General features: G+C 68.8%; 23 protein-coding genes. 8 read left to right on the top strand and 15 right to left on the bottom strand.

The window, feature by feature from the left end; translation table 11 throughout:
• Window positions 1-72: 72 nt before the first annotated feature.
• The 4 genes from C6Y44_RS09260 to C6Y44_RS09245 all read left to right on the top strand — a co-directional run bounded on the left by C6Y44_RS09260 (window position 73) and on the right by C6Y44_RS09245 (window position 3884).
• A complete protein-coding gene (locus tag C6Y44_RS09260) occupies window positions 73-1221 on the top strand; it encodes a zinc-dependent alcohol dehydrogenase (RefSeq protein WP_159418636.1) in 1149 nt (382 codons plus the stop codon).
• Between the two features lie 11 nt (window positions 1222-1232).
• Window positions 1233-1808: a hypothetical protein gene (locus tag C6Y44_RS09255; protein WP_159418637.1), complete on the top strand. Its 576-nt coding sequence runs from the start codon at window positions 1233-1235 to the stop codon at window positions 1806-1808.
• A 119-nt stretch (window positions 1809-1927) separates the two neighbouring features.
• Window positions 1928-3034 (top strand): wax ester/triacylglycerol synthase domain-containing protein, encoded by a 1107-nt coding sequence (locus C6Y44_RS09250; protein WP_159418638.1) that lies wholly within the window; start codon window positions 1928-1930, stop codon window positions 3032-3034.
• 55 nt (window positions 3035-3089) lie between these two features.
• A complete protein-coding gene (locus C6Y44_RS09245) occupies window positions 3090-3884 on the top strand; it encodes a DUF1542 domain-containing protein (RefSeq protein WP_159418639.1) in 795 nt (264 codons plus the stop codon).
• Window positions 3885-3918: 34 nt separating this feature from the next.
• Here C6Y44_RS09245 and C6Y44_RS09240 read toward each other — a convergent pair whose 3' ends face one another.
• From C6Y44_RS09240 to C6Y44_RS09215, 6 genes are all read right to left on the bottom strand, one after another.
• Window positions 3919-4716, bottom strand: a complete 798-nt coding sequence (locus tag C6Y44_RS09240) for an Fpg/Nei family DNA glycosylase (protein ID WP_159418640.1) — start codon at window positions 4714-4716, stop codon at window positions 3919-3921.
• 3 nt (window positions 4717-4719) lie between these two features.
• The gene (locus C6Y44_RS09235) at window positions 4720-5199 is read right to left on the bottom strand and encodes a ribose-5-phosphate isomerase (RefSeq protein WP_016691858.1); all 480 of its coding nucleotides are present in this window, start codon (window positions 5197-5199) and stop codon (window positions 4720-4722) included.
• 30 nt (window positions 5200-5229) lie between these two features.
• Window positions 5230-6345: a dimethylsulfone monooxygenase SfnG gene (gene sfnG / locus C6Y44_RS09230; RefSeq protein WP_159418641.1), complete on the bottom strand. Its 1116-nt coding sequence runs from the start codon at window positions 6343-6345 to the stop codon at window positions 5230-5232.
• 133 nt (window positions 6346-6478) lie between these two features.
• Window positions 6479-7693, bottom strand: coding sequence for an SfnB family sulfur acquisition oxidoreductase (locus tag C6Y44_RS09225; RefSeq protein WP_159418642.1), 1215 nt, complete (start codon window positions 7691-7693; stop codon window positions 6479-6481).
• 190 nt (window positions 7694-7883) lie between these two features.
• Window positions 7884-8471 (bottom strand): GNAT family N-acetyltransferase, encoded by a 588-nt coding sequence (locus C6Y44_RS09220; RefSeq protein WP_159418643.1) that lies wholly within the window; start codon window positions 8469-8471, stop codon window positions 7884-7886.
• 37 nt (window positions 8472-8508) lie between these two features.
• Complete coding sequence (locus C6Y44_RS09215) at window positions 8509-9141, bottom strand: mycothiol-dependent nitroreductase Rv2466c family protein (protein WP_192378753.1); 633 nt, start codon at window positions 9139-9141, stop codon at window positions 8509-8511.
• A 159-nt stretch (window positions 9142-9300) separates the two neighbouring features.
• Between C6Y44_RS09215 and C6Y44_RS09210 the strand changes: the two genes are divergently transcribed.
• Both C6Y44_RS09210 and pepN read left to right on the top strand, forming a co-directional pair.
• Window positions 9301-10542, top strand: coding sequence for an NAD(P)/FAD-dependent oxidoreductase (locus C6Y44_RS09210; protein ID WP_192378752.1), 1242 nt, complete (start codon window positions 9301-9303; stop codon window positions 10540-10542).
• A gap of 63 nt (window positions 10543-10605) precedes the next feature.
• Window positions 10606-13188 carry an aminopeptidase N gene (pepN, locus tag C6Y44_RS09205; protein ID WP_159418645.1) on the top strand — a complete coding sequence of 861 codons (2583 nt, stop codon included), beginning with the start codon at window positions 10606-10608 and terminating at the stop codon, window positions 13186-13188.
• Between the two features lie 111 nt (window positions 13189-13299).
• Here the strand turns inward: pepN and C6Y44_RS09200 are convergent, their stop codons facing one another.
• Genes C6Y44_RS09200 through C6Y44_RS09190 form a run of 3 tightly spaced genes read right to left on the bottom strand, consistent with a single transcriptional unit; the run spans window position 13300 to window position 14721 of the window.
• On the bottom strand, window positions 13300-13773 hold the full coding sequence (locus tag C6Y44_RS09200; protein ID WP_120282182.1) for a DUF5130 domain-containing protein: 474 nt from the start codon (window positions 13771-13773) through the stop codon (window positions 13300-13302).
• Window positions 13760-14032 carry an aa3-type cytochrome oxidase subunit CtaJ gene (gene ctaJ / locus C6Y44_RS09195; RefSeq protein ID WP_016691850.1) on the bottom strand — a complete coding sequence of 91 codons (273 nt, stop codon included), beginning with the start codon at window positions 14030-14032 and terminating at the stop codon, window positions 13760-13762. The genes C6Y44_RS09200 and ctaJ overlap by 14 nt, the downstream gene beginning before the upstream one ends.
• A gap of 59 nt (window positions 14033-14091) precedes the next feature.
• Complete coding sequence (locus tag C6Y44_RS09190) at window positions 14092-14721, bottom strand: HNH endonuclease (RefSeq protein ID WP_080597645.1); 630 nt, start codon at window positions 14719-14721, stop codon at window positions 14092-14094.
• A 186-nt stretch (window positions 14722-14907) separates the two neighbouring features.
• On the opposite strand from C6Y44_RS09190, the gene C6Y44_RS09185 reads away from it, so the two are divergent.
• Window positions 14908-15300, top strand: a complete 393-nt coding sequence (locus C6Y44_RS09185; RefSeq protein WP_006551125.1) for a globin — start codon at window positions 14908-14910, stop codon at window positions 15298-15300.
• Between the two features lie 18 nt (window positions 15301-15318).
• Here the strand turns inward: C6Y44_RS09185 and C6Y44_RS09180 are convergent, their stop codons facing one another.
• A complete protein-coding gene (locus C6Y44_RS09180) occupies window positions 15319-15738 on the bottom strand; it encodes a cupin domain-containing protein (RefSeq protein ID WP_159418646.1) in 420 nt (139 codons plus the stop codon).
• Window positions 15739-15823: 85 nt separating this feature from the next.
• On the opposite strand from C6Y44_RS09180, the gene C6Y44_RS09175 reads away from it, so the two are divergent.
• Window positions 15824-17485 (top strand): glycoside hydrolase family 13 protein, encoded by a 1662-nt coding sequence (locus C6Y44_RS09175; RefSeq protein WP_120284158.1) that lies wholly within the window; start codon window positions 15824-15826, stop codon window positions 17483-17485.
• A 7-nt stretch (window positions 17486-17492) separates the two neighbouring features.
• On the opposite strand, the gene C6Y44_RS09170 is transcribed toward C6Y44_RS09175, so the two are convergent.
• The 5 genes from C6Y44_RS09170 to ettA all read right to left on the bottom strand — a co-directional run bounded on the left by C6Y44_RS09170 (window position 17493) and on the right by ettA (window position 25692).
• Window positions 17493-18188: a hypothetical protein gene (locus C6Y44_RS09170; protein ID WP_120282179.1), complete on the bottom strand. Its 696-nt coding sequence runs from the start codon at window positions 18186-18188 to the stop codon at window positions 17493-17495.
• A 28-nt stretch (window positions 18189-18216) separates the two neighbouring features.
• Window positions 18217-18651, bottom strand: a complete 435-nt coding sequence (locus C6Y44_RS09165; RefSeq protein WP_120282178.1) for an acyl-CoA thioesterase — start codon at window positions 18649-18651, stop codon at window positions 18217-18219.
• Window positions 18652-18654: 3 nt separating this feature from the next.
• Entirely contained in the window at window positions 18655-23463 is a 4809-nt protein-coding gene (locus C6Y44_RS09160) for an NAD-glutamate dehydrogenase (RefSeq protein WP_192378751.1), read from the bottom strand.
• A 140-nt stretch (window positions 23464-23603) separates the two neighbouring features.
• Window positions 23604-24026, bottom strand: a complete 423-nt coding sequence (locus tag C6Y44_RS09155; protein WP_120282177.1) for an acyl-CoA thioesterase — start codon at window positions 24024-24026, stop codon at window positions 23604-23606.
• Entirely contained in the window at window positions 24019-25692 is a 1674-nt protein-coding gene (gene ettA / locus C6Y44_RS09150; protein ID WP_120282176.1) for an energy-dependent translational throttle protein EttA, read from the bottom strand. The genes C6Y44_RS09155 and ettA overlap by 8 nt, the downstream gene beginning before the upstream one ends.
• Window positions 25693-25809: the final 117 nt, after the last annotated feature.

Below are 25809 nucleotides of genomic sequence, written 5' to 3'. Positions count from 1 at the left end.
TCCCACGACCTGCCGTTTGGAGCACTTTCCCTCGGGTATTCGCGACCACACGAGCACGACGAGGGAGCACCTATGCGCGCGATGGTCTATCGCGGCCCCTATCGGGTCCGCGTCGAAGAGAAGGACATTCCCCGGATCGAGCACCCCAACGACGCCATCGTGCGCGTCGAGTTGGCGGCGATCTGCGGTTCCGACCTGCACCTCTACCACGGGATGATGCCCGACACCCGCGTCGGTACGACCTTCGGTCACGAGTTCGTCGGGGTGGTCCACGAGGTCGGGCCATCGGTGCAGAGCCTGAAACCCGGCGACCGGGTCATGGTCCCGTTCAACGTCTTCTGCGGGTCGTGCTTCTTCTGCGCGCGCGGCCTCTACTCCAACTGCCACAATGTCAACCCCAACGCCACCGCGGTCGGCGGCATCTACGGCTACTCGCACACCTGCGGCGGCTACGACGGCGGCCAGGCCGAGTTCGTGCGGGTGCCGTTCGCCGATGTCGGCCCCACCATCGTTCCCGACTGGATGGACGGCGAGGACGCCCTGATGCTCACCGACGCCCTCGCGACCGGCTACTTCGGTGCACAGCTCGGTGACATCGTCGAGGGCGACACGGTCGTGGTCTTCGGCGCCGGACCGGTGGGCCTGTACGCGGCGAAGTCCGCCTGGTTCATGGGCGCCGGCCGGGTGATCGTGATCGACCATCTCGAGTACCGACTGGAGAAGGCCCGGACCTTCGCGCACGCCGAGACCTACAACTTCGCGGAGTACGACGACATCGTCGTCCACCTGAAGAAGATCACCGGTCACCTCGGGGCGGACGTCGCCATCGACGCCGTCGGCGCAGAGGCCGACGGGAATTTCCTGCAACACGTCACAGCCGCGAAGCTGAAGATGCAGGGGGGCTCGCCGGTCGCGCTGAACTGGGCCATCGACGGTGTCCGCAAGGGCGGCACCATCTCGGTGATGGGCGCCTACGGCCCGATCTTCAGTGCCGTGAAGTTCGGCGACGCACTCAACAAGGGTCTGACACTGCGGATGAACCAGTGCCCCGTCAAACGCCAGTGGCCGAGACTGTTCGAACACGTCCGCAACGGCTACCTGAAACCGAACGACATCGTCACGCACCGCGTCCCGCTCGAACACATCGCGGAGGCCTACCACATGTTCTCGTCGAAGCTCGACGGGTGCATCAAGCCGATCATCGTCGCCGACGGGAGCTGAGGAGGACCACCATGGCCTACACCGCGGACAAGCCCGAACCGCCCGAGACCCCCGACCAGCTGCGGGCCCGCATCCCCGGGTGGGGAGTCGACCTGGATCCGCGCGACCGTCCGTCGGTGCCGAAGGAACGCTTCGCGCCCGAGGCGACCGGTGCGCACTGGGACTTCCCCGAACGCCAGCCGGGACACGAGACCCGCGAACGTTCGATCGAGCACGCCTTCGTCACGCCGGTCTTCGGCACCACGGCGCCGCTGAAGGGACTGTCCGGTGTGGTGCGCAGGCACGCCTACCGCCGGTACAGCGAGGGGCGCGCCGCGCACTGGTTGCTCCTGATCGGCGCCGACCGCATCGACGTCGCCGAGAGCCGGGTGCGGGCGCTGTTGCAGGGCCGTCCCGACAATCCGGTGACCGAGAGCGGCCTCCGGGCGGAGATCACCGCGCACGGTGGGGCGTCGCGACGTCGGAGTTCGCGTGCCGATGTCAATCACCAGTGGCTCGATCCACTCGTCTCGGGTGCACCGTGGATCGCCGCGGCGGGTCTGGGCGCAGTGGCCGTCGGACGTTGGAAAGGGCGAGCACGGAGGTGAGGACCGGCACGTGGGGTCATCCCGAATCCAGCAACGACGTGTCACCTTTTCGACTCGATAGTGCAAAGCAAGAGTCAAGCGCAGGTGTGGGTCGTTCACGATATGAGACCGTCCCTGTTGTGAAGGACACCTCCGACGACCTCGCCCGGGACTGCTCACCGGGCTCCTCGGTCGTCGCCGCCGTCCTTCTCGACGCCACCCCGGACTGGGATCGGGTCGCGGCGGTGCTCGCGCCGGGCAACCACGAATCGCCCAGCTTCCGGCACCGGGTGGTGGAACTTCCGTTCGGTCTCGACCCGCCGCGACGCACCGGGCATCCGGACTCGGATCCGCCCTGGCATCTCGAGCGGGTCGCACTGCCCGCCCCGGCGAGTTTCGAGGAGGTACTCACCTACGCCCGGACCGCACCCGACCCCGCCGGTCTCCGGCACCCGCGCTGGGAACTGACCCTGCTCGACGGCCTCGACGGCGGCCAGTCGGCGCTGGTGATCCGTCTCCGCCACCTCGGCTCCGCTCTGGTGCCCGATCAGTCCGATTCCATGTTGTCGTGGGCGAAATCGGTATCCGAGCAGAGCGCCGAGTCGTTCCGCACCGCCGCACACGTGTTCACCTCGCTGGGCACCGGATTGATCAACGCCCTGCTCGGACGCACCTGCGACCGCGAGGAGCCCGCACCCCGCGCCCCGCGACTGCACGTACTCGACGCGGATCTCACCGCCCTGCGTCACGCCTGCGAACGCGCGGGCTGTCGCGTGTCGAGCGGGTTCTCCGCTGCGATGCTCCTCGCGTGCAGCGAGTACCGACGGCGACACGGTCGCTCGATCGACGGCCTGCGCGTCGTCGTCCCCGGGCCGGACGGCGGAGCGGTGCCCATGGCACCCGAGGATGCGGCCGACCTCCAGGCGATGGACGCGGTCGATCTCATGCGGCGCATCGACATCTCGTTCCCATCCTCCGCCGGTGCACAGGCCGACATCGCCGTCGGTCCGCGGGACGTGGTGGTGTCCACGCTCCCCGGTTCCCACGCGCCGCTCTACGTCGGCGGCGCGAAGATCGAGCGGTACTACGGCTTCGGTGCGGCCGACGGCGCGATGATGACCGCGTCGGCGATGTCCTACCGCGACACCTGCTGCATGGGCCTGGCGGTGGACCCCACGGTCGTCCCCAACCGCGATTCGTTCGATTCGTGCCTGCAGGAAGGGATGCGCGCCGTCCTCGGGGAGTGACTCCCCGCGTCGGTACGCTGGAGGACAGGACCCTCCCCCACCGGAAGGATCGGCCGTGGAACTTCTGCTCATCCTCGCCGCCGTCGGTGCCGTGGTGTACTTCGTCTCCCGCTCCCAGAAGAGCACCACCCGTCACCGCACCGTCACCCTCGACGACGCCAAGGCCGACGCACGGCAGGCGATCGAGCGTCTCGGCGGCCAGATCTACAACCTGACCGGCACCGACGACGCCTCGCGTCAGGCGCTGGCGGACGCCTCCGAGCGCTTCACCGCCGCCGGCTCCCAGATCGAGCAAGCGAACTCGCCGATGCAGGCGCGTCTCGCCAAACAGACCGCGCTCGAAGGTCTGTACTACATCCGCGCCGCGCGACTGGCGATGGGCATGGACCCGGGGCCGGAGATCCCGACGCTCGACGGACAGAAGTCCGCCGGTGAGGTCACCGAGAAGCGCACCGTCGACTTCGAGGGCCGCACCATCGCCGCGTCGCCGTCACCGTCCTCCGCGACGCCGAACTACTACCCCGGTGGCCGCGTCGCGGGCCGGCCCGTCCCTGCGGGCTGGTATTCGGAGCCGTGGTGGAAGCCCGCCCTGGTCGCGGGCGCGTGGGGCGTCGGCTCGATGCTGCTCTTCTCGACGATGTTCGCCGGGATGGCCGGTGTCCCCTACGACGCGCAGGCATTCGAATCCGGTGTCGGTGATCCGTCGGCGGAGACAGGTACGGGCGACGACTTCGGCGGGGGCGACGAGTACGGAGGCGGTGACGAGTACGGAGGCGGTGACGACTTCGGGGGCAGCGACTTCGGTGGCGGAGACGGCGGCGGATTCGATTTCGGGGGCTTCGATTTCTGATCCGGGTCTTCCGAGTCGGGTCTTGTGAGTCGGGTCAGCTGGGCTGACAGACCGGGCACCAGAACAGGTTTCGCGCCTGCATGACCGAGTGCAGAACGGGAGTCCCGCAGATCCGGCAGGGTTCGCCGGCACGGCGATAGACGTACGTCCGGGGCCTGTTCTTGGCGTAGGCCGGTGCGCCGTGGTCGTGTTCGGGTCGCACGACGTGCATGCGCCCGTGCTCCACACCGACGTTCATCAGTTCGACGAGGTCGACCCAGATCGCGTCGAATTCGCTGCGGGACAGCTTGTTTCCCGGACGTTCGGGGTGGATGCCGTGACGGAAGAGCACTTCGGCCCGGTACACGTTGCCGACCCCGGCGATCACCGCCTGGTTCATGAGCAGCGCCCCGATCGCGGTGCGTGATCTGCCGATGCGACGCCACGCCCGCTCGGGATCGGCGTCGGGACGTAGTGGGTCGGGACCCAGTCGGGCCTCGATCGCCTCGACCTCGCCGGGGGTGAGCACCTCGCACGCCGCCGGACCTCGCAGGTCGCTGCCGTGGCGCGCGCCGATCATCCGCATCCGTACCTGTCCGACCGGTTCGCCGAGCGGCAATGCGCGGTCGGTGAACTCACCGTAGATACCGAGATGCACGTGGACGGCGAGACCGCCCTCGTAGTGGTGGAAGAGATGCTTGCCCCACGCGTCCGCGTGGGTCAGGACGCGCCCGTTCACGGCGGCGGCACCGTCGGCGAACCGCCCCTGCGGACTGGACACCCGCACCGGCGCACCCGAGTACCACTCGTGGTGCAGCCGGGCGAGCCGGTGCAGGATGTGTCCTTCGGGCACGGATCAGGCAGGCGCGCCGGGAACTGCCGGGGCCTCGCCGGTCTTCTCGTACTCGGCGAGGATGTCGATGCGGCGCTGGTGACGCTCCTCGTTCGACCACTCGGTCGACAGGAAGGCGTCGACGATCGCGAGGGTCTCCTCGAGGCTGTGCATGCGGCCACCGATGCCGATGAGCTGCGCGTTGTTGTGCTCGCGCGCGAGCTTGGCGGTGTCGACGCTCCAGGCGAGGGCGCAGCGCGCACCCGGCACCTTGTTGGCGGCGATCTGCTCGCCGTTGCCGCTGCCACCGAGCACGATGCCGAGGCTGCCCTTGTCGGCGACGGTGCGCCGCGCAGCCTCGATGCAGAAGGCCGGGTAGTCGTCGAGGGCGTCGTACTCGAACGCACCGCAGTCGATCGGCTCGTGGCCGTTCTTCTTCAGGTGCTCGATGATCTCATTCTTCCGTTCGAAGCCCGCGTGGTCGGCTCCCAGGTAAACGCGCATGGGCCGAGTCTAACGAGGCCGGTCGGTGTGTCAGACGCCGACGGGTTCGCGGGCCTCCTCGGCCTCGAGTTCGCGCACGATCGGCAGCACGTTCCTGCCGAAGTACTCGACCTCCTCCTGGAAGTGCAGGAAGCCGGCGAGGATCAGGTCGACGCCGCGACGGCGGTATTCGACGATGCGGTGTGCGATCTGCTCGGGCGTACCGATGAGCTGGGTCTTGAAACCGTCGTTGTACTGGACGAGGTCCTCGAAGGTCGAGTCCGCCCACATGCCCTTCTTGTCGCCCGTGGACGAGCCGGCCTGTCGGACGGCGCTGCAGAAGCCCTCGACGGCCGGCTTGTTCGCCTTCTCCACGATCTCCCGGAGGGTGTCGCGGGCCTCCTTCTCGGTGTCGCGGGCGATGATGAACCCGTTGAGCCCGATCTTCACCTCGCGGTCGTGGGTGCGGGCGACCTCGCGCAGCTCGTCGATCTGGGTGGTGATGCCGTCGTAGTCCTTGCCGTTGCTGAAGTACCAGTCGGCGTACCGGCCACCGTTGGCGATGGCGGCGGTGGAGTTGCCGCCCTGGAACAGTTCCGGGTTCGGGCGCTCGGGGGTGTTGGCCGGCTTCGGCTTCAGTGTGAAGTCGTGGATCCGGTAGAAGTCGCCGCGGAAGTCGACCTCGTCCTCTGTCCAGATCTTGCGGAGCACCTGCAGGAACTCGGCGCTGCGCCGGTAGCGCTCGTCGTGCTCGAGCCACGGCTCACCCATATGGGTGAACTCGTCCTTGAACCATCCGCTGACGACGTTGACCGCGAACCGGCCACCGGACAGCCGGTCGGCGGTCGCGCCGAGCTTGGCCAGCACGGCCGGCTGCCACAGACCGGGGTGGACGGCGGCGATGACCTTGAGTCGCTCGGTCGCGAGCAGCAGGGCGAGGCTGAAACTCGTCGACTCGTGCTGGAACTCCGCGCCGTAGCTGGCCTCGTACCGCACCTGGCTCAGTGCGTATTCGAAGCCGTTGTTCTCGGCCGTACGGGCGAGCTCGACGTTGTACTCGTAGTCCCAGCTCGTGCGCTGTTCGATGTCCGAGGTGACCAGGCCACCACTGACGTTGGGCACCCAGTAGGCGAAAGTGGTCTGATCGGCGATGCGTTCGGTCGACATGTGTTCATCCAAGTCCGGGACCTACCTCCTGCCCACCATAAGAATCAACGAGATCCGAACCGTGGACCGTCGGGGGCGGGTCGGAGCACACCCCGCCGGGGGGCGGGTCGGAGCACACCCCGCCGGGGGCGGGTCAGAGCACGCCGTAGCGCGGCGGGTGGGTGCCGCTGAGGGTCCACCGGCCGATGTGCTGGAGCTTCCACCGGGTCGCGTCGTGCAGGGTGTGGGTGCGGGCGTCGCGCCAGTAGCGCGACAGGTTCGCGGCTCCCGATGCGCTGCGGGTGCCGCCGAGTTCGAACAGGATGTTCGCCGTCTCGACGGCGGCGCGGGTCGCGGCGACCTTCGCGGTCGCGACCTCGATGGAGGCCGCGGCAGTGGTCTCCGCGGTCGGGTTCGCACGTGCGCGGTCGACGGCCCGTCCCGCCTCCGCGAGCAGCGCCTGGGCAGCGCGGACGGTGACGGTGGCCTCCCCGGCGATCTGGACGAGCAGCGGATCATCCACTGCGCGTTCCACATCCGCCTCGAAGTGCGGGCGCGCGCGACCTGCCTGGACGACGGTCTCGGCGAGCGCGCCGGTCGCGATACCCACGTCGATCGCCGAGTGCAGCAGCTGCGCCTGGGCGCCGTAGGTGGTGGGCGCTTCGAAGATCGGCGTGTACGGCACGATCGCCGCGTCGGGGACCTCGATGTCGTCGAGGGTGACGGTGCCGCTGGCGGTGGTGCGCTGACCCATGCCGTCCCAGTCGTCGACGACGGTGAGTCCGGTGGTGTCGCGCCGGACGAAGGCGACGGCCTTCGGGGTCGACGCGTCGGTCGCGTCCGGATCGTCGGAAAGACTGGCGCGCACCGCGATCCAGTCGGCGAACAACGCACCGGTGCTGTAGAACTTGCGGCCGGTGAGGACGTAGCCGTCCCTCTGCCGGCGCAGCACCGTGCTGTCGATGTTCACCGCACGCGACCCGCGTTCGCTCTGGGCATTGGCGAACAACGCACCGCCGAGCACCTCGCCGTAGAAGAAGCGCTTCTGCTCGTCGCTGCCCTGGGATCGGATCGCCTCGAGGAAGGTGAAGTGCGAGTGCGGGATCTGGGCGATGCTCGGATCCGCCGAGGCGAGGATCCGGAAGATCTCGGCGACCACTTCGTACGGAGCGGCGATGCCGCCGTATTCGGTGGGCACGGTCACCGCGAGCAGTCCGGAGGCCGCGAGCGCGCGGATCTCCTCGCGCGGCAGTTCCCGTTCGGCATCACGACGTGACGCGCCGGCCGCGAACTCGTCGGCGAGCGCGGAGGCGACGCGCAGGGCCTCGTCGGTGTCGGCGAGGCGGGTCGCGGTGCGTGAGGTGGTCATCGCGTCACCTCCGGCGCGAGCGACGCGCTGGTTGTGACGAGCAGGGTACGGGGACAGGGAACAGCCATGATGCATCACGGTAGTCCGCGCCCGACCCGAAGCCGAGAATTGAATTCGGGGTGAGCACAAGTCTGTACGGCGGAGCGTTGCGACCTTCGGTCCCGAGCGTGGCGAACCCCGCCCCGGCAGGTCAGCGGCGCATCGCCCAGACTTTCGGGCCGCCGTCCGGCAGCTCCACGACACCGGTGACGACGAATCCGAGACGTTCGTAGAGCGCGACGTTCGCCTCCGAGGAGGTCTCCAGACAGGCCGCGACCCCCTGCCGTTCGGCCGCGCGAAGTCCTGGTTCGAGGACGGCCCGTCCCAGGCCGCGCCCCTGCGAGGCGGGATCGACGCCCACCGTGGCCAGGAACCACGCGGGCTCGCTCGGCTGCAGCTCCGCGGTGGCCTGCTCGGCCAGTTCGGCGGCGTGGGCACGATCGCCTCGCAGTTCCGTCACCCGCTCGGCGACGGACACGAACGCCTCCTCGAGTCCGGTGGAGCCGGGCGTCGTCCAGACGGCCACCGCATCGACGTCATCGGAGACCCACACCTCGCCGCAGCGCATGCCGATCTCGGTGAGGAAGAGCCCCTGCAGGTCGCGGACCCGGGTCTCGTGGTCCCGGCCGTCGACGGTGTAGCGGGTGAACGGATAGTCGCGGAACGCTCGTCCGAGCGTTGCCGTCGCTTTCTCGACATCGTGCACCGTCGCCGGCCGGACCACATGATCGTTCGACACGCCGTGGCACTCTACCGAGCTCCACGGCCGCACTCGGTCAGGAGAAGTCGGGCTCCTCGTCGCGGCTGCGCTTGAGTTCGAAGAAGTGCGGGTAGGACGCGAGGGCGACCACGCCGTCCCACACCTTGCCGGCCTCTTCGCCGCGCGGGATCTTCGACAGGACGGGCCCGAAGAAGGCGATGCCGTTGACATGGATGGTGGGCGTACCGACGTCCTGGCCCACCTTGTCCATGCCGGCGTGGTGGCTCGTGCGCAGAGCCTCGTCGTAGGCGTCGCTGTCGGCGGCCTCGGCCAGCGAGGCATCGAGGTCGAGTTCGGCGAGCGACGCGGCGATCACGTCCGCGAAGTCCTTGTTGCCCTCGTTGTGGATGCGGGTGCCCATCGCCGTGTACAGCGGGGAGAGGATGTCGTCGCCGTACTTCTGCGCTGCGGCGATCGCGACGCGCACCGGGCCCCACGCCTTCGTCATCAGCTCGGCGTACTCCTCCGGCAGGTCGCGCCCCTCGTTCAGCACGGCCAGGCTCATGACATGGAAACGCGCGTCGATGTCGCGTACCTTCGTGACCTCGAGGATCCAGCGCGAGGTGATCCAGCACCACGGGCACAACGGATCGAACCAGAAGTCGGCGGTGTCCTTGCCGGTCGGGGACGCGGCAGTCAGGTCGCTCAAGAGATCTCCTCACAAAAATTCGTACGGGCCGGACAACTACGAGCATGTTCAACGCGGTTCCGTCGACGATTCTTCCTGAACCGGGCCGTAGTGCGGGCGGTAGCCGTAACGTCGGAGCCGGGAAGCAGGTCCGGCACGCATCACAGTGGAGGCACCACGATGTCGGGTGAGGAAACGTTTCTGATCGTCGGCGCGGGTCTGGCCGGTGCCAAGCTGGCAGAGGAACTGCGCGCCCGCGACTTTCCCGGGCGCATCCTGCTGATCGGCGCGGAGGAGCACCTGCCCTACGAGCGACCGCCGTTGTCGAAGGACTACTTCGCCGGACGCAAGCAACTCGCCGACTTCACGGTGCACGACGGCGACTGGTACCGCGACCACCGCGTCGAACTGCTGCTCGGCACGAAGGTCACCGCGATCGATCCGGCCGCCCACACGGTGACGTTGCCCGACGGGTCGACGTTGCACTACGACAAGCTCGCTCTCGCAACGGGCTCGACGCCCCGCACGGTCCCGATTCCCGGAGCCGACGCCGAACGCGTGTACGTCATGCGCACCGTCGAGGACTCCGATGCGCTGCTCACCGCGATCCAGGGCGAGACCGACCATGCGGGATGGCTGGCCGTCATCGGCGCGGGATGGATCGGCATGGAGATCGCCGCGAACGCCCGCGGCCGGGGCGCGGGGGTGGTGATCGCGGAGACCGCGAAGCAACCCCTGCTCGGTGCACTCGGCGAGGAGATGGGCGCGGTGTTCGCCGACCTGCACCGCGCACACGGGGTCGATCTGCGGACGAACACCTCGGTGCGCGAGATCGTCGCCTACGACGGTCGCGCGAGCGGCATCCGGTTCGGCGACGACAGTGTGGTGCCCGCCGACGCCGTGCTGGTCGCGGTCGGGGCGCGCCCGAATGTCGACCTGGCCCGCGACGCCGGGCTCGCGGTCGACGACGGCGTGCTCGTCGACGCCTCGATGCGGACGAGCGATCCGGACATCGTGGCCGTCGGCGACATCGCCTCGGCGGAGCACCCGCTGCTCGGCACCCGGGTACGCGTCGAACACTGGGCCAACGCCCTGAACCAGCCGGCCGTCGCGGCCGCGACGATGCTCGGCCGCGAGGCAACCTACGTCCGGCTCCCCTATTTCTTCACCGACCAGTACGACCTCGGCATGGAATACGTCGGGCTCGCTCCCCGCGACGCGCGGGTGGTCACCCGCGGCGACGTGCAGGACCGGCAGTTCCTCGCGTTCTGGCTCGACGACGAGCAGCACGTCCGGGCGGGGATGAACGTCAACATCTGGGATGCCGGGGACGACATCCGCGCTCTCATCGCCTCGGGGCGGCCCGTCGACGTCGGCCGGTTGACGGACACCACGGTGCCGTTGTCCGACGTCGCTCCGTGAGGGTTCGCCGATCATGATGGGATGGACGCCGACCGACATTCCGTCGTGAGAAGGAGTTCTCCCGTGGCACCACCGAATCTGACCCGCGAGCAGGCCGCCGAACGGGCCGCGATCCTGTCCGTCGACAACTACAGCATCGAACTGGATCTCACCGACGGTGCCGGCGCGCCGGGCACCACGACCTTCCGGTCGGTGACCACCGTGCGATTCGACGCGACCGCGGGCGCCTCGACGTTCATCGACCTCGTCGCGAAGACCGTGCACTCGGCGACCCTCAACGGCGAACCCGTCGACGTGTCCGGATACTCCGAGGAGACCGGCATCGCCCTCACCGGGCTCGCCGCCCACAACGAACTCGTCGTCGACGCCGACTGCCTGTACACGAACACCGGCGAGGGCCTGCACCGGTTCGTCGACCCCACCGACGACGCGGTGTACCTGTACTCGCAGTTCGAAACGGCCGACGCCAAGCGGATGTTCGCGTGCTTCGACCAGCCCGATCTCAAGGCCACCTTCGACCTGAAGGTCACCGCGCCGCAGGACTGGGCCGTGATCTCCAACGCCGACACCGTGCAGACCGCGGCCGCGCAGCCGGGTCTGCACATCTTCCGCACCACCCCGCGGATGAGCACCTATCTCGTCGCGCTCATCGCCGGTCCGTACGCGGTGTGGTCCGACGAGTACACCGACGAGCACGGCACGATCCCGCTGCGCATCTTCTGCCGAGCGTCGCTCGCGGAGTACATGGACGCCGACCGGCTGTTCACCGAGACCAAGCAGGGCTTCGGCTTCTACCACGCCAACTTCGGGATTCCCTACGCCTTCGGCAAGTACGACCAGCTGTTCGTGCCCGAGTTCAATGCCGGGGCGATGGAGAACGCCGGCGCGGTGACCTTCCTGGAGGACTACGTCTTCCGGTCCAAGGTCACCCGCTACTCCTACGAGCGCCGCGCCGAGACCGTCCTGCACGAGATGGCGCACATGTGGTTCGGCGACCTCGTCACCATGCGCTGGTGGGACGACCTGTGGCTCAACGAGTCGTTCGCGACGTTCGCGTCGGTGCTGTGCCAGGCCTCGGCCACCGAGTACACCAACGCGTGGACGACCTTCGCGAACGTCGAGAAGTCGTGGGCCTACCGGCAGGACCAGCTGCCGTCGACACACCCGATCGCCGCCGACATCCCCGATCTCGCCGCGGTCGAGGTCAACTTCGACGGCATCACCTACGCCAAGGGCGCGTCGGTGCTCAAGCAACTCGTCGCCTATGTGGGGCAGGAGCCCTTCCTCGCCGGCCTGCGCGAGTACTTCCGCGACCACGCCTACGGCAACGCCACCTTCGACGACCTGCTCGCCGCGCTGGAGAAGGCCTCCGGCCGCGACCTGTCGGACTGGGGTGCCCAATGGCTCAAGACCACCGGCCTGAACATCCTGCGACCGGACTTCGAGGTCGACGACCAGGGACGCTTCACGCGTTTCGCGGTGGTGCAGGAAGGTGCCCAGCCCGGCGCCGGTGAGTTCCGCGTGCACCGCCTCGCGATCGGTGTGTACGACGACGACGGCTCCGGCAAGCTCGTCCGCACGCACCGCGTGGAGATCGACGTCGACGCCGCCGAGCGCACCGAGGTCCCCGATCTGGTGGGTGTACCGCGCGGCGCGTTCGTGCTCGTCAACGACGACGACCTGACGTACTGCTCGGTGCGGCTCGACGAGGAGTCGCTCGCGACCGTCATCGACCGGGTCGGCGCCATCGCCGAGTCGCTGCCGCGCACCCTGGTGTGGTCGGCGGCGTGGGAGATGACCCGTCAGGCCGAGATGAAGGCGCGCGACTTCGTCGCCCTCGTGCAGCGCGGGATCGCCGCCGAGACCGAGGTCGGTGTCGTCCAGCGTCTGCTCATGCAGGCGCACACCGCGCTGGAGAGCTACGCCGACCCGTCCTGGGCCGCGGAGCAGGGCCGGGCGGACTTCGCCAACCGCCTGCTCGAGCTCGCCCGCGAGTCCGAGGCCGGCTCCGACCATCAGCTCGCGTTCGTCAACGCGCTCACCACCGCGTACCTGTCGCCTTGGCACACCGAGGTGCTCGAGGAGCTGCTGGGCGCCGATCCGGCGACGGTCGGCCTGCCCGGGCTGACGGTCGACACCGATCTGCGCTGGCGGATCGTCCAGGCGCTCGCCGCGGCGGGTGAGGTCGACGCCGAGGGTGTCGAGTCGCCGTTCATCGACGCGGAGGCCGAACGCGACCCGACGGCTGCGGGTGCCCGCCAGGCGGCGGCCGCCCGCGCGGCCCGTCCGCAGGAGGCCGTCAAGGAACAGGTGTGGCAGACGGTCGTGCACGACGACAGCGTCCCGAACATCACGGCGCGCGCCGTGATCGGCGGTTTCGCCCCGGCCGGTCAGGGCGAACTGCTCGAGCCGTACGTCGCGCGGTACTTCGCGGAGGTGCCGGGAGTGTGGGAACGCCGTTCGAGCGAGGTCGCGCAGACCGTCGTGATCGGGCTCTACCCGTCGTGGTCGATCAGTGAGCAGTCGGTGGCGGCAGCCGACGAGTTCCTCGCCGGCGACCATCCGCCGGCCCTGCGGCGACTCGTCGTCGAGGGTCGCGCCGGGGTCGTGCGCTCGTTGAAGGCACGCGCGTTCGACGTGTCCTGACGCACCGACCTCACCGAACGACTGTGGGCGGTGCCCACATGAGACGACTGTGGCCCGCTGCCTCTCCTTCACGGAGTGGCAGCGGGCCACAGATGGTTCGTGGGCTCCGTATCAGGGAGCGACCATGGCGTTCGCGATGACGCGGACAGCACTGGTGATGCCGTCGAGCAGATTCCCCTGACCGAAGGACGACACGGCCGCGGTGACGCCGAGCTGCAGCACCCGGTCGGTGGCGCGGTCGGCGGCGGTGCGACCCGAGCGGACCTCGATGCTCCGCTGGTTCGGGAAGACGGCCACGAGGACCGAGTTGTCGGCGTCCGGCGTCGTCGGCATCAGGGCGTCGGTCGCCGCAGCCGGATTCACGTCGTCACCGATGTAGACGGTGAACCGCACGTTGGTGATCCGCATCGCGTGCGTGAGCGTGTCGTCGAGGGTGATGAGGTCGCGGTCCTTGAACGGCGCACCCGTGAAGGCCTGCCCGAGACCGCGCACGGCGGAGATGCGTCCGCTCGCGGTGAGTGCCGCACCGTGCGGCAGGTTCTCCGGCGCGACGGCCGGACGCTGGATCACGTCACCACTTGCCACTTGCGGTACCTCCGATCAGCTCCGCCGAGGTCAGAGCGGCATGACCGTGACCATGATGCGGGTATTTCCAGGGATGGGTCGATTCGTCGGTCGCGGTCCACAGGAGCGGTCCGTGCTCCCATTTCCGGTCGAGCGTGTACGGGTCGTCCGACGGCGTGGAGCCCGGGTACTTGCTCATGACGAAGGACAGCCCACCGAAGACCAAGACGATCAGCAGCGGGATGCCGACGAAGATCAGGGTTGTCTCGAGAATGCTCACAGCCAAACGTTAGCCCAGCCGGGCCCGAAAGGCCTCATACGCCCCGGAGAACGACCCGATCAGGCCGCGCCCTCCCCCAGATAGGGCAGCCAGGTGGGGTGCAACTCGGGCAGGGTCGCGAGCAGGCGCCAGTGCCGACCCTTGGGCGGATTCGGCACCACACGCAGGGTCCATCCGAGTTCGGTGAGCAGCTTGTCGGCCTTGCGATGGTTGCACGGCGCGCAGCACGCGACGCAGTTCTCCCAGGTGTGCTCGCCGCCGCGGCTGCGCGGCACGACGTGGTCGATCGTCTCGGCCTTGCCTCCGCAGTAAGCGCACCGGTTCCGGTCGCGGTGCATGAGCGCGGCCCGGGTGAGCGGCACCCGGGCGTGATACGGAACGCGCACGTAGTTGCGCAGACGGATCACGGACGGCAGTTGCACGGACCATTCGGCCGACCGCACGAGCGGGGCGAGCGGATCGTCGTGCACGGTATCGGCCTTGCCCCCGGCCATCAGGACCACGGCCCTGCGGGCGGGCAGGGCGGTGAGCGGCTCGTAGGTGGCGTTGAGCAGCAAGACTCGACGTTTCAACCAGTCGGGTACCGTCGCGGTGCTGTCGTGCACCACGCGCAGTGTGGTAGCCCCCGGCACCCCTGCAGGGGCGTCCGCGGGCGGGAGTTGTCGATGCGAGCTGCTGCTGTGCTTCATACGACCTCCGAAAAGACTGGGAACAGTGGACCACGGATGCTCCCGAATCGCACCCCGAATCAGCGGACCGGTCCAGGTCGGGCCGGTGAACATCCGGTGACGGTCCCGCCCGGCACAGCTCGTCGGGCGGTGTGCGGTCGGGAGCGGGCACAATGGACGGTCGAGAGGGACGGTGAACGAATACAGATGAGTGACGAGCAGACCTTCTACGAGGCGGTCGGTGGCGCCGAGACGTTCCGCCGGCTCACTGCACGGTTCTACGAGGAGATCGCACGGGACGAGATCGTCCGGCCCCTGTATCCCGAGGAGGATCTCGGTCCGGCCGAACGGCGCATGCGGATGTTCCTGGAGCAGTACTGGGGCGGCCCGCGCACCTACTCCGAGGAACGGGGCCACCCGCGGCTGCGCATGCGTCATCATCCTTTCCGGATCGGGCCGCTCGAGCGCGACGCCTGGTTGCGGTGCATGCACACCGCGATCGCGTCGATCGACGAGAAGACGCTCGACGACGAGCACCGTCGGCAGCTCGTCGACTACATGAACATGGCGGCCGACTCGATGATGAATTCCCCTATCTAGGAGTCGGCGTGTCCGGGGTCAGCGGCCCAGTATCCGGCGCAGGCGGTCCTCCACCTTCTGGGTGAACCGCGCCGCCGGAGACAGATGACGACGCAGAATGGCGTGCTTGCGCACGTATTCGGGGACCTCCCACAGAGCGGTGGTCCCGGCTCGGAAGAGCGCCGCGTCCCCGGCACGCAAGGTGCGCGGCTCGGAGTCGACGGATGAGACGACGACCGAGCCCTCCACGATGTGGACGATCTCGTCGACGCCGAAATGCCAGTCGAAGCGACCGGCCGTGCAGTCCCACACGTGTGTGGTGGTGGTGCGGTCGGCGCTGGTCGCCCACTGACCGCTGCGTGCCACGGGGGCACCCTCGCGGATCCACGCAGGATTGATCGGGTCGTCGCGCAGCTCCACGTCGTCCAGCCGGACCGCGACGATCGATGTCGTATTCATGCTGTTCGTCCTATCATGCGACCCGGTCCGGACGGAACGGCCGCGGGCACCGTTCGCCCTGCCTTTCGCCTTGTCGTCTGACACGATGACTCTCGTGGCCCACCCCGCAGCACCGACCTCCGGACGAGGCGACCCGACGGCGCCGTGGTGGCGCAACGCGGTCTTCTACCAGGTCTATCCACGCTCGTTCGTCGACGCGAACGGTGACGGCATCGGCGACCTCGCGGGTGTGCGCAGCCGCCTCGGCTACCTCGAACTGCTCGGTGTCGACGCGATCTGGCTCAACCCGGTGATGCGTTCGCCGATGGCCGATCACGGCTACGACGTCTCCGACCCCCGCGACATCGACCCGCTGTTCGGGGACATCGCCGATCTCGAAGCGCTGGTCGCCGACGCCCACGCCCGCGGCATCCGGGTGGTGATGGACCTCGTACCGAACCACGTCAGCGTCGAGCACCGCTGGTTCCGGGCCGCGCTCGAAGCCGGGCCGGGCAGCCGCGAACGCCGGCGCTTCCACTTCCGCGACGGGCGCGGACCGGACGGCAGCGCGCCACCGAACAACTGGCCGAGCGTCTTCGGCGGGCCGGCCTGGACCCGCATCACCGAACCCGACGGCACGCCCGGTCAGTGGTATCTGCACGTCTTCGCTCCCGGGCAGCCCGATCTGAACTGGGACGACGAGGAGGTCGTCGAGGATCTCGACAAGACCCTGCGGTTCTGGCTGGACCGGGGCGTGGACGGTTTCCGCATCGATGTGGCCCACGGCATGGCCAAGCCCGCGGATCTTCCCGACCACGACGGGTGGGAGACCAACGAACTGCTCGGGCACTCCCCCGCCGACCCGCGGTTCAACAATCCCGAGGTGCACGACATCCACCGCCGCATCCGGCGGGTCTTCGACGAGTACCCCGACTCGGTGGCGATCGGTGAGATCTGGGTCGACGACCACGAACGGTTCGCCGAGTACCTGCGCCCGGACGAACTGCATCTCGCCTTCGACTTCCACCTGACGCTGTCGGACTGGGACGCCGACGCCGTCCGCGACGCGATCGAGAAGGGCCTGGCGGCGGTGACGTCGGTGCAGGCCTCACCGACGTGGACGCTGTCGAACCACGACGTCGACCGCGAGGTCACGCGGTACGGAGACGGTGAGGTCGGGCTCGCACGGGCACGCGCGATGATCCTCGTCGCCCTCGCCCTCCCGGGAGCCGTGTTCGTCTACAACGGTGCCGAACTGGGGTTGCCGAACGTCGACCTGCCCGAGGAGGTGCTGCAGGATCCGGTCTGGGAACGATCCGGCCACACCGAACGCGGACGCGACGGATGCCGCGTGCCGCTGCCGTGGGAAGGCGAGGCACCCCCCTTCGGATTCACTTCCGCCGGGTCGGCGTGGCTGCCCCAGCCCCCGGAGTGGTCGGCCCTGACCGTCGAGAAGCAACTCGAGGATGCGAGTTCGACGCTCTCGCTGTATCGCCGGGCGATCGAGATCCGCACGGAGCGAAGGCGACCGATCAGCACGGAGCGAACGCGACCCATCAGCACGGAGCGAAGGCGGGCCGAAGGCGGCGAGATCGGCTGGTACGGAAGCCCGGCGGGGTGCCTGGCCTTCCGCCGTTCCGACGGCCTGACCTGTGTGCTCAACGCCGGCGACGTCGCGGTCGATCTGCCTCCCGGTGAGGTGCTGCTCGCGAGTGCGCCGCTCACCGGACACGCACTGCCGCCGGACGCCGCCGCCTGGCTGGCGTGAGACCTCGTCAGAGGACGCTCAGACCGAGCCCGCCGCCGCGTCGCAGGTAGACCGACCCGAAGCGGGCGTCGAGGCGCATCCAGGTGGCGTGCGCCCGCACCCGGACCACCTCGGTGGGATCGATGTCCGTCGAGTCGACGCTGTCACGACCGGCACCGGGCACGAAGCCCATCGCACCGAGCGCGAACACCATGCGCATCGGCACGCCCACGGTCGTCCCGGCGCCGCTCACCTCGAGAACCTCCTGGGCGAGCAACGACGCCGGTGGCCCTTGCGCGCCGTGCTCGCGGGTGAGCGCGACGCCGCGTTGCGCGAGTTCGACGAGGATCCGGGCCGGCACGTCGTCGACGTGGACGTAACCGTCGTCGGGCGGAAGTGCGCCGCGCCAGGCGGAATCCATCGCCCAGCCCGGGTCGACCTGGGTGCGCGGTTCGGACCCGGCGAGGAGCGCGGCGCGCAGCGATTCGGCGGCCACACAGGTGTCGGCCGGAGCCACGGTTCCGCGGACGACGCGTCCGGCGAGTACCTCGAAACCGGTACGTGTCCACACGCCGAGCAGTCCGTCGCCGCGGCGACGCAACCGCACCACCGCGGCCTCGTCGAGACGCGCGGCCCGGGCCAGGAAGGCGGCGAGATCGACGCTGTCGTCGGGGCCGGCGAGCGTCAGGAGGCGCTCTGCGTGTCGGATCCGGTCGTCGGTCACGTCGCCCTCGTCACTTGCGGTGCCACCGTCAGTTTCGTTGCCACTGCCGCAGGAACTCTCGTTCGTCGTTGCTGAGTCGGCGCAGGCGCTGGGTCTCGATGTCGAACGCCGCGATCTGGGTGGACGCGACCACCGCCGGCGCCGAGTCGACCGGAGCACCGCTCGGCCGCACCTCGTACCCGATCGTGAAGTCGACGGCCCGCACCTTCTCGGTCCACATCAGCACGTCGAGCGGACCGTCGTCGTGGCGCAGCTGACCGCGATAGCGCACGTGGAGGTCGGCGATGACGGCACCTTCGCGCAGGTCGCGGGTGGGGCGACCGTCGGCGAACAGCCACGGGATCCGTGCTTCCTCGAGGAGCGTGACCATCCGCGCGTGGTTGATGTGCTGGAAGACGTCCATGTCGGACCACCGCACCATCACCTCGGTGTGGAAACCGAACTGTTCGCCCGCACCGCTCACTCGTTACCTCCGATCGGATGCGCCCGTGCGCACCATGCCCCTGATCTGTCGTGCCGCCACCGACAAGGTGGCGAGGTCCAGACTTCCAGACGCGAAGATCTCGTCGAGCGCCGCCCTCGCACGGACGAGTTTGGATCCGTTGGACGACTCCCAGTCCTCGATCATCTCCTCGGTCGATTCCCCGGGTTCGGCGCCGGCGAGCACGTCGAGGACGATCGAACGCAACGAGCCGTACAGGTCGTCGCGCAGCGCGAGTCGCGCCAGCGAATGCCAGCGGTCGCCCCGTTCGAGACCGGAGACCGCCGTGAGCAGGCGGTCGACGCCGAGTCGCGCGTCGAGGGCGTAGTAGAGGTCGGCGACCTCCGCCTCGTCGCGCTGCTCGATGTCGGCGATGTCGATGACGTCGAGCAGCGGGAACTGGTCGAGGAGCCGGAAGACCACGCCCGTCAGCTCCTCTGGTGCTCCCCGCTCGAGGAGCGGACGGGTGCGGCGCACGAAGTCCTCGGCGTGGTGCCCACGCATCCAGTCCGCGACCCGCGGTGCGAGACGCGCGAATGCGTCGCGGTAGCGGCTGATCTCGGCCCCGACCGCGAGGGGCTGCGGCCGCGTGGCGAGGAGCCGGCGCGACGCCCGGTCGAGCACGCGGCGGGATTCGAGCAGCAGGTCGTCCTCGATGTCGACGCGCAGCCCGGCGGTCCGGATCTCGTCCCACAGGGCCGGTAACCCGAAGATGGTGGTGACGGCGGCGTAGGCGCGGATGGCGTCGGTCGCCGTCGCCCCGGCCTCCTCTGCGAGCCGGTAGACGTAGGTGGGGCCGCCGTTGTCGACGGTGGTGTTGGCCAGCATGGTGGCGACGATCTGCCGGCGCAGCGGATGCGCCCGGATCCCGGCCCGGAACCGCTCGCGCAGCGCGGACGGGAAGTAGGCGGGGAGGATCGCCGCGAAGGTCTCGCTGTCGGGCAGGTCCGTGGCGAGCAGGTCGTCGACGAGGGCGAGTTTGACGTGGGCGAGGAGCTGCGACAGCTCCGGCGACGTCAATCCCTCCCCCGCCGCTTCACGACGGTCGAACTCGGCCTCGTCGGGCAGGGCCTCGAGGTCGCGGTCGAGTCCGCGATCGAGTTCGAGGGCCGCGAGCAGACGACGGTGTACTCCCAGCAGGGACGGCGCGACGGCCCGCTCCAGTCCGAGCACGGCGTTCTGGGAGATGTTGTCGGCCAGAACGAGTTCGGCGACGTCGTCGGTCATCGACGCGAGCAGCGGATTGCGGTCCTCCGCCGCGAGCTCACCGGCGGTCACCATGGCGTCGAGGAGGATCTTGATGTTGACTTCGTGGTCGGAGCTGTCGACACCGGCCGAGTTGTCGATCGCGTCGGTGTTGATCTTTCCGCCGGCACGGGCGAACTCGATGCGGCCGCGTTGCGTGACACCGAGATTGCCGCCCTCGCCGACGACTCGGGCGCGCAGCTCCCGCCCGTCGACGCGCACGCCGTCGTTGCTCTTGTCCCCCACGTCCGCATGGGTTTCCGTCGACGCTTTCACGTAGGTGCCGACGCCGCCGTTCCACAACAGGTCGACGGGTGCGCGCAGGATCGCGCGGATCAATTCGGGCGGTGGGAGTTCCGTGACATCGTCGGGCAGGTCGAGCACCGCCCGCGCCTCGGGGCCGACGGGCACCGACTTGGCCGTCCGGTCCCACACCCCACCCCCGGCCGCGATGAGCTCTGCCGAGTAGTCCTTCCACGACGATCGCGGCAGTTCGAACAACCGGCGCCGCTCCTCGAAGGACCGCTCCGGATCGGGATCGGGATCGAGGAAGATGTGCCGGTGGTCGAAGGCCGCGACGAGCCTGATGTGCCGGCTGAGCAGCATGCCGTTGCCGAAGACGTCGCCGCTCATGTCGCCGATGCCGACCACGGTGAAATCGTCCGTCTGCGGGTCGGATCCGAGTTCACGGAAGTGACGCCGGACGCTCTCCCACGCACCGCGCGCGGTGATGCCCATCTCCTTGTGGTCGTAGCCGGCGGAACCACCGGAGGCGAACGCGTCGCCGAGCCAGTAACCGTATTCCGCTGCAACGGAATTCGCGAGATCGGAGAACGACGCCGTGCCCTTGTCCGCGGCCACCACGAGATACGGGTCGTCGCTGTCGTGACGCACGACCCGTTGCGGCGGGACCGTCTCGTTGCGGGCAGCATCGAGATTGTCGGTGATGTCGAGCAGACCGGCGATGAAGCGCCGATAGCACCGTTCGCCGCGCTCGCGGACGGCACGACGATCCGCCTCGGCGTCGCCGGTCGGACGGGGCGAGTGCTTGACGACGAAGCCGCCCTTCGCCCCCACGGGCACGATCACCGCGTTCTTCACGGCCTGCGCCTTGACCAGGCCGAGCACCTCGGTGCGGAAGTCCTCCCGGCGGTCCGACCAGCGCAGACCACCGCGGGCGACGGGACCGAACCGCATGTGGACGCCCTCGACGGCCGGGGCGTAGACGAACACCTCGAAAGCCGGTCGCGGCTGGGGTAGTTCGGCGATCCGCCGCGGCTCGAACTTGAGCGACAACGCCCGGCCGTCCGGACGCTCGTGCCCGATCCCGCCGGCCACGTGGAAGTTGGTGCGCAGGGTCGCACGGATCAGGGAGAACAGTCCGCGGAGGATGCGGTCGGTGGCCAGTGCGGTCACCTCCGCGATCGTGGTCGTGATTTCCTCGGCGATCTGCTGTTCGCGTTCGGCGGAGGCGTTCTCCGGATCGAACCGGGACTCGAACAGTCCGACGAGCAGGGCCGCGGTGCGCGGGGCGCCGAGCAACACACCTTCGATGTTGTACTGGCTGTACGGGAATTCGGTCTGGCGCAGGTACTTCGCGTAGGCCCGGACGAGCACGACCTGCCTCCAGGTGAGCCCGGCGCGCAGCACGAGCTGGTTGAACCGGTCGGTCTCGACCGCACCCCGCCATGCCACGGTGAAGGTGTCGGTGAGGCGACCCGCCAGCGTCGGATCGGTCTCGACGATGTCGGGCTCGATGTCCTCGGGCAGGCAGAGCCCGAAATCGTAGATCCAGCAGTCGATCCCGTCCGATCGTGGCAGCCGGTAGGGTCGCTCGTCGACGACCTCCACGCCGAGGCTCTGCAACACCGGGAGGATACGGCCGAGGGTGACCGTCTCGTCCGCGACGTACAGGGTGAAGCGCAAGGACAACGGATCGTCGGATCCCGGCCGGTACAGGTGCGTGTCGAGATCACCGGAGTCGAGCGCTTCCAGACGCCGCAGGTCGTCCAGGGCGCGTTCGGAGCCGAAGTCCTCCTTGTACGCCTCGGGCACGACCTCGGAGTACCGCTGCACCAGCAACGGATCGAGATCGCCGGTCGCGGCCGCCGCCTCACCGAGCCGATCGGCCCAGTTGCGGGTCACCTCCGCGAGCATCGCCTGGATCCGCAGACGGTTGTCCTCGGAGGTGTCCACCTCGCGACGCGCGCGACCGGAGAACCGGATGGTCACATGCAGCAACGCGAGGTCGCGTTCGGAGACACGCGCGGTGTAGTCGAGTACGCCGCCGCCGAACTCGCGCAACAGGATGTCCTGGATCGCGACGCGCACCTTCGTCGTGTAGCGGTCGCGCGGCAGGTAGACCAGGCACGAGATGTATCGCCCGTAGGTGTCGACGCGGACGAACAACCGCACCTGCCGGCGGATGTCCACCACCGCGGTGACGGTCTCGTAGAGGGTGTCGGTGTCCATCGAGAACAGTTCCGCGCGGGGCACCGTCTGCATGATCTCGAGCATCGCCTGACCGCTGTAGGACGACAGTTCGACCCGCGCCCGCGCGACGACCTCCCGCACCCGGCGCGACACCACAGGGATGTCGAGGATGTTCTCGTGCAGAGCGGTCACCGTGAGGACACCGAGGAAACGGTCCTCTCCGACGACCGCGCCGTCGGCGTCGAGCCGGGCGACGCCGACGAAGTACGGGTAGACGGACCGGTGCACGGTGGCGGGAAGCGCGCCCTGGGTGAGCACGAGCAGCGGGCGGCGGCCCGTGCCGACCTCACCGGGCAGGTCGAGCGGGTCCGCGACCGAGGCGTCCGTGCGCAGCACTCCCCTGCCGCTGCCGGGTACGGGTGTCGCACGGACATGGTCGGCGCCGCCGTCGGGTACGAAGTCGTATCGGCGGTAGCCGAGGAGTGTGAAATTCCCGCCGCTCAACCATCGCAGCAGCTCGGCGGTCTCGGTGAGCTGGTCGGCCGTGTACTGCGCGGGCGGATCGGCGGCCAGGTCGTCGAGCGCGTTCGCAAGGTCGCGCTGCAGGGCGTGCATCTCCGCGGAATCCGACGCCACCTGCCGCACGTCGGACAACACGCGCCGCAGACCGTGATCGATCTCCTCGACCGACTCGTCGTCGACGGGCCCACGCAGCTCGATGTGCATCCACGATTCGGCGGCTCCGCCCGAGGCCCGTCCCCCTTCGTCGGCCAGGCTCTCGAGGTCACCGTCGGCAGTGCGACGCGCCGACAGAACGGGATGGATGACCGTCCCCACCGAGACACCCAGCCGGGAGAGCAGTGCCAGCACCGATTCGACGAGCAGCGGCATGTCGTCGGTGACGATCTGCACGGCGACGCCCATGCCGTCGGTGCGGCGCACGCCGACGACAGCGGTGTCCGGTGCGCGGCGGCGACCGAGGCGGACGTGCTCGAACGCGGCCGCGCCGTGGTCGGTGGTGAATTCTCCGGAGCCCTGATAGATCCGCTCGAGGACTGCCTCGGGGGGAGTATCACTGCCCGTTGAATTTGTCTGCGCCACAGCCGGATCGGCCATCGACACCCCTCCTGCTCTGTCGGGCGGATACACCGCGCGCCGCGGACGGACTCGTGATCGAGCCTATCCGCGGCGCGCAGTCGGGGGGTCGGAACCGGCGGGTCGGTAACCGGCTCGGCCGGCCGACACGATGTACCGGCTCAGCCGGTGGGCGCGACGGCGCGGTGCCGGTCGAGCACCGCCCGTACCTCGTCGGTCAACGGCCGGGACGTATCGGTCTCGGGATCGAAGCCGACGAGCACTGTGTCGGCGACGGCGCACACCGCGCCCTCCCGGTCGAGGATCGTCTGGCGCACCGTGAACGAGCTCGTGCCGAGACGCAGCACCGCCGTCTCGACCTCGATCGGTGCCGACGAGTCCTTGAGCGGCCGCAGGAACTCGACGTCCATCTTCCGGACGACAACTGCGTCGCGCGACGGCAACTCGCTCAGGAAGAACTTGATGCGTCCTTCCTGCAGGTACTCGACGACCTTGGCGTTGTTGACGTGTCCGAGCCGGTCGGAGTCGCCCCAGCGCACCTCGATCGGGCACCGGTAGTGCCGGTGCCCGTCAGGCTCAGTCACGCGTGAGCTTCCGGTGCGTGACACGGTGCGGACGTGCGGCGTCCGCACCGAGGCGCTCGATCTTGTTCGCCTCGTAGGCCTCGAAGTTGCCCTCGAACCAGAACCACTGGCCCTCTGCGACGTTGCCCTCCCACGCCAGGATGTGGGTACAGGTGCGGTCGAGGAACCAGCGGTCGTGGGAGATCACGACGGCGCAGCCCGGGAACTGCTGCAGCGCGTTCTCGAGCGACGACAGGGTCTCGACGTCGAGGTCGTTGGTCGGCTCGTCGAGGAGGATCAGGTTGCCGCCCTCCTTGAGCGTGAGCGCCAGGTTCAGGCGGTTGCGCTCACCACCGGACAGCACACCGGCCGGCTTCTGCTGATCGGGGCCCTTGAAACCGAACGCGCTCACGTAGGCACGCGAGGGCATCTCGTTCTGCCCGACCTCGATGAAGTCGAGACCGTCGGAGACCACCTCGAAGACCGTCTTCTTCGGATCGATGTTCGCGCGGTTCTGGTCGACGTAGCTGAGCTTGACCGTGTCGCCCACCTTGACGGTGCCGCTGTCCGGCTCCTCGAGACCGACGATCGTCTTGAACAGAGTGGTCTTGCCGACACCGTTGGGGCCGATGACACCGACGATGCCGTTGCGCGGCAGCGTGAACGACAGGTCCTTGATCAGGACGCGGCCGTCGAAGCCCTTGTCGAGGTGCTCGACCTCGACGACGACGTTGCCCAGACGCGGCGGCGTCGGGATCTGGATCTCCTCGAAGTCGAGCTTGCGGTGCTTCTCGGCCTCCGCAGCCATCTCCTCGTAACGGGCCAGACGCGCCTTGTTCTTCGTCTGCCGGGCCTTGGCGCCGGAGCGGACCCACTCGAGTTCCTCGCGGAGCCGCTTCTGCAGCTTCTGGTCCTTCTTGCCCTGCACCTCGAGGCGCTCGGCCTTCTTCTCCAGGTAGGTGGAGTAGTTGCCCTCGTAGGGATGCAGCTTGCCGCGGTCGACCTCGCAGATCCACTGCGCGACGTGATCGAGGAAGTACCGGTCGTGCGTGACGGCCAGCACGGCGCCCGGGTACGACGCGAGGAACTGCTCGAGCCACAGCACCGACTCGGCGTCGAGGTGGTTGGTGGGCTCGTCGAGGAGCAGCAGGTCGGGCTTGCTCAGCAGCAGCTTGCACAGCGCGACACGGCGGCGCTCACCACCGGAGAGGTGGGTGACGGGCTCGTCCGGCGGAGGGCAGCGCAGCGCGTCCATGGCCTGCTCGAGCTGCGAGTCGAGATCCCACGCGTTGGCGTGATCGAGCTCCTCCTGGAGCTTGCCCATCTCCTCCATCAGCTCGTCGGAGTAGTCGGTGGCCATGAGCTCGGCGATTTCGTTGAAGCGGTCGAGCTTGACCTTGATCTCGCCGAGGCCTTCCTCGACGTTCTCCTTGACCGTCTTCTCCTCGTTGAGGGGCGGCTCCTGCTGGAGGATGCCGACGGTGGCCTCCGGATCGAGGAAGGCCTCGCCGTTGCTGGGCTGATCGAGCCCGGCCATGATCTTGAGAATCGACGACTTGCCCGCGCCGTTGGGTCCGACGACGCCGATCTTCGCGCCGTGGTAGAAGCTCATGGTGACGTCATCGAGGATGACCTTGTCACCGTGCGCCTTGCGCACCTTCTTCATCGTGTAAATGAACTCCGCCATGACCACCAGCGTATCGGGCGACGGTCGATAACCCACATCGTGCGAACACGACAGGTGGGGCCGGCGCCGGAGTCCGGCAGGTGCCGGAGCCTCCGGCCGGGTCACACCAGCTCCGCT

The sequence above is a fragment of the Rhodococcus rhodochrous genome, from assembly GCF_014854695.1.
In the GTDB taxonomy this organism is placed as follows: domain Bacteria; phylum Actinomycetota; class Actinomycetes; order Mycobacteriales; family Mycobacteriaceae; genus Rhodococcus.
The sequence above is the reverse complement of the archived record's forward strand: the minus strand, read 5'-3'. Positions and strand labels throughout refer to the sequence as shown.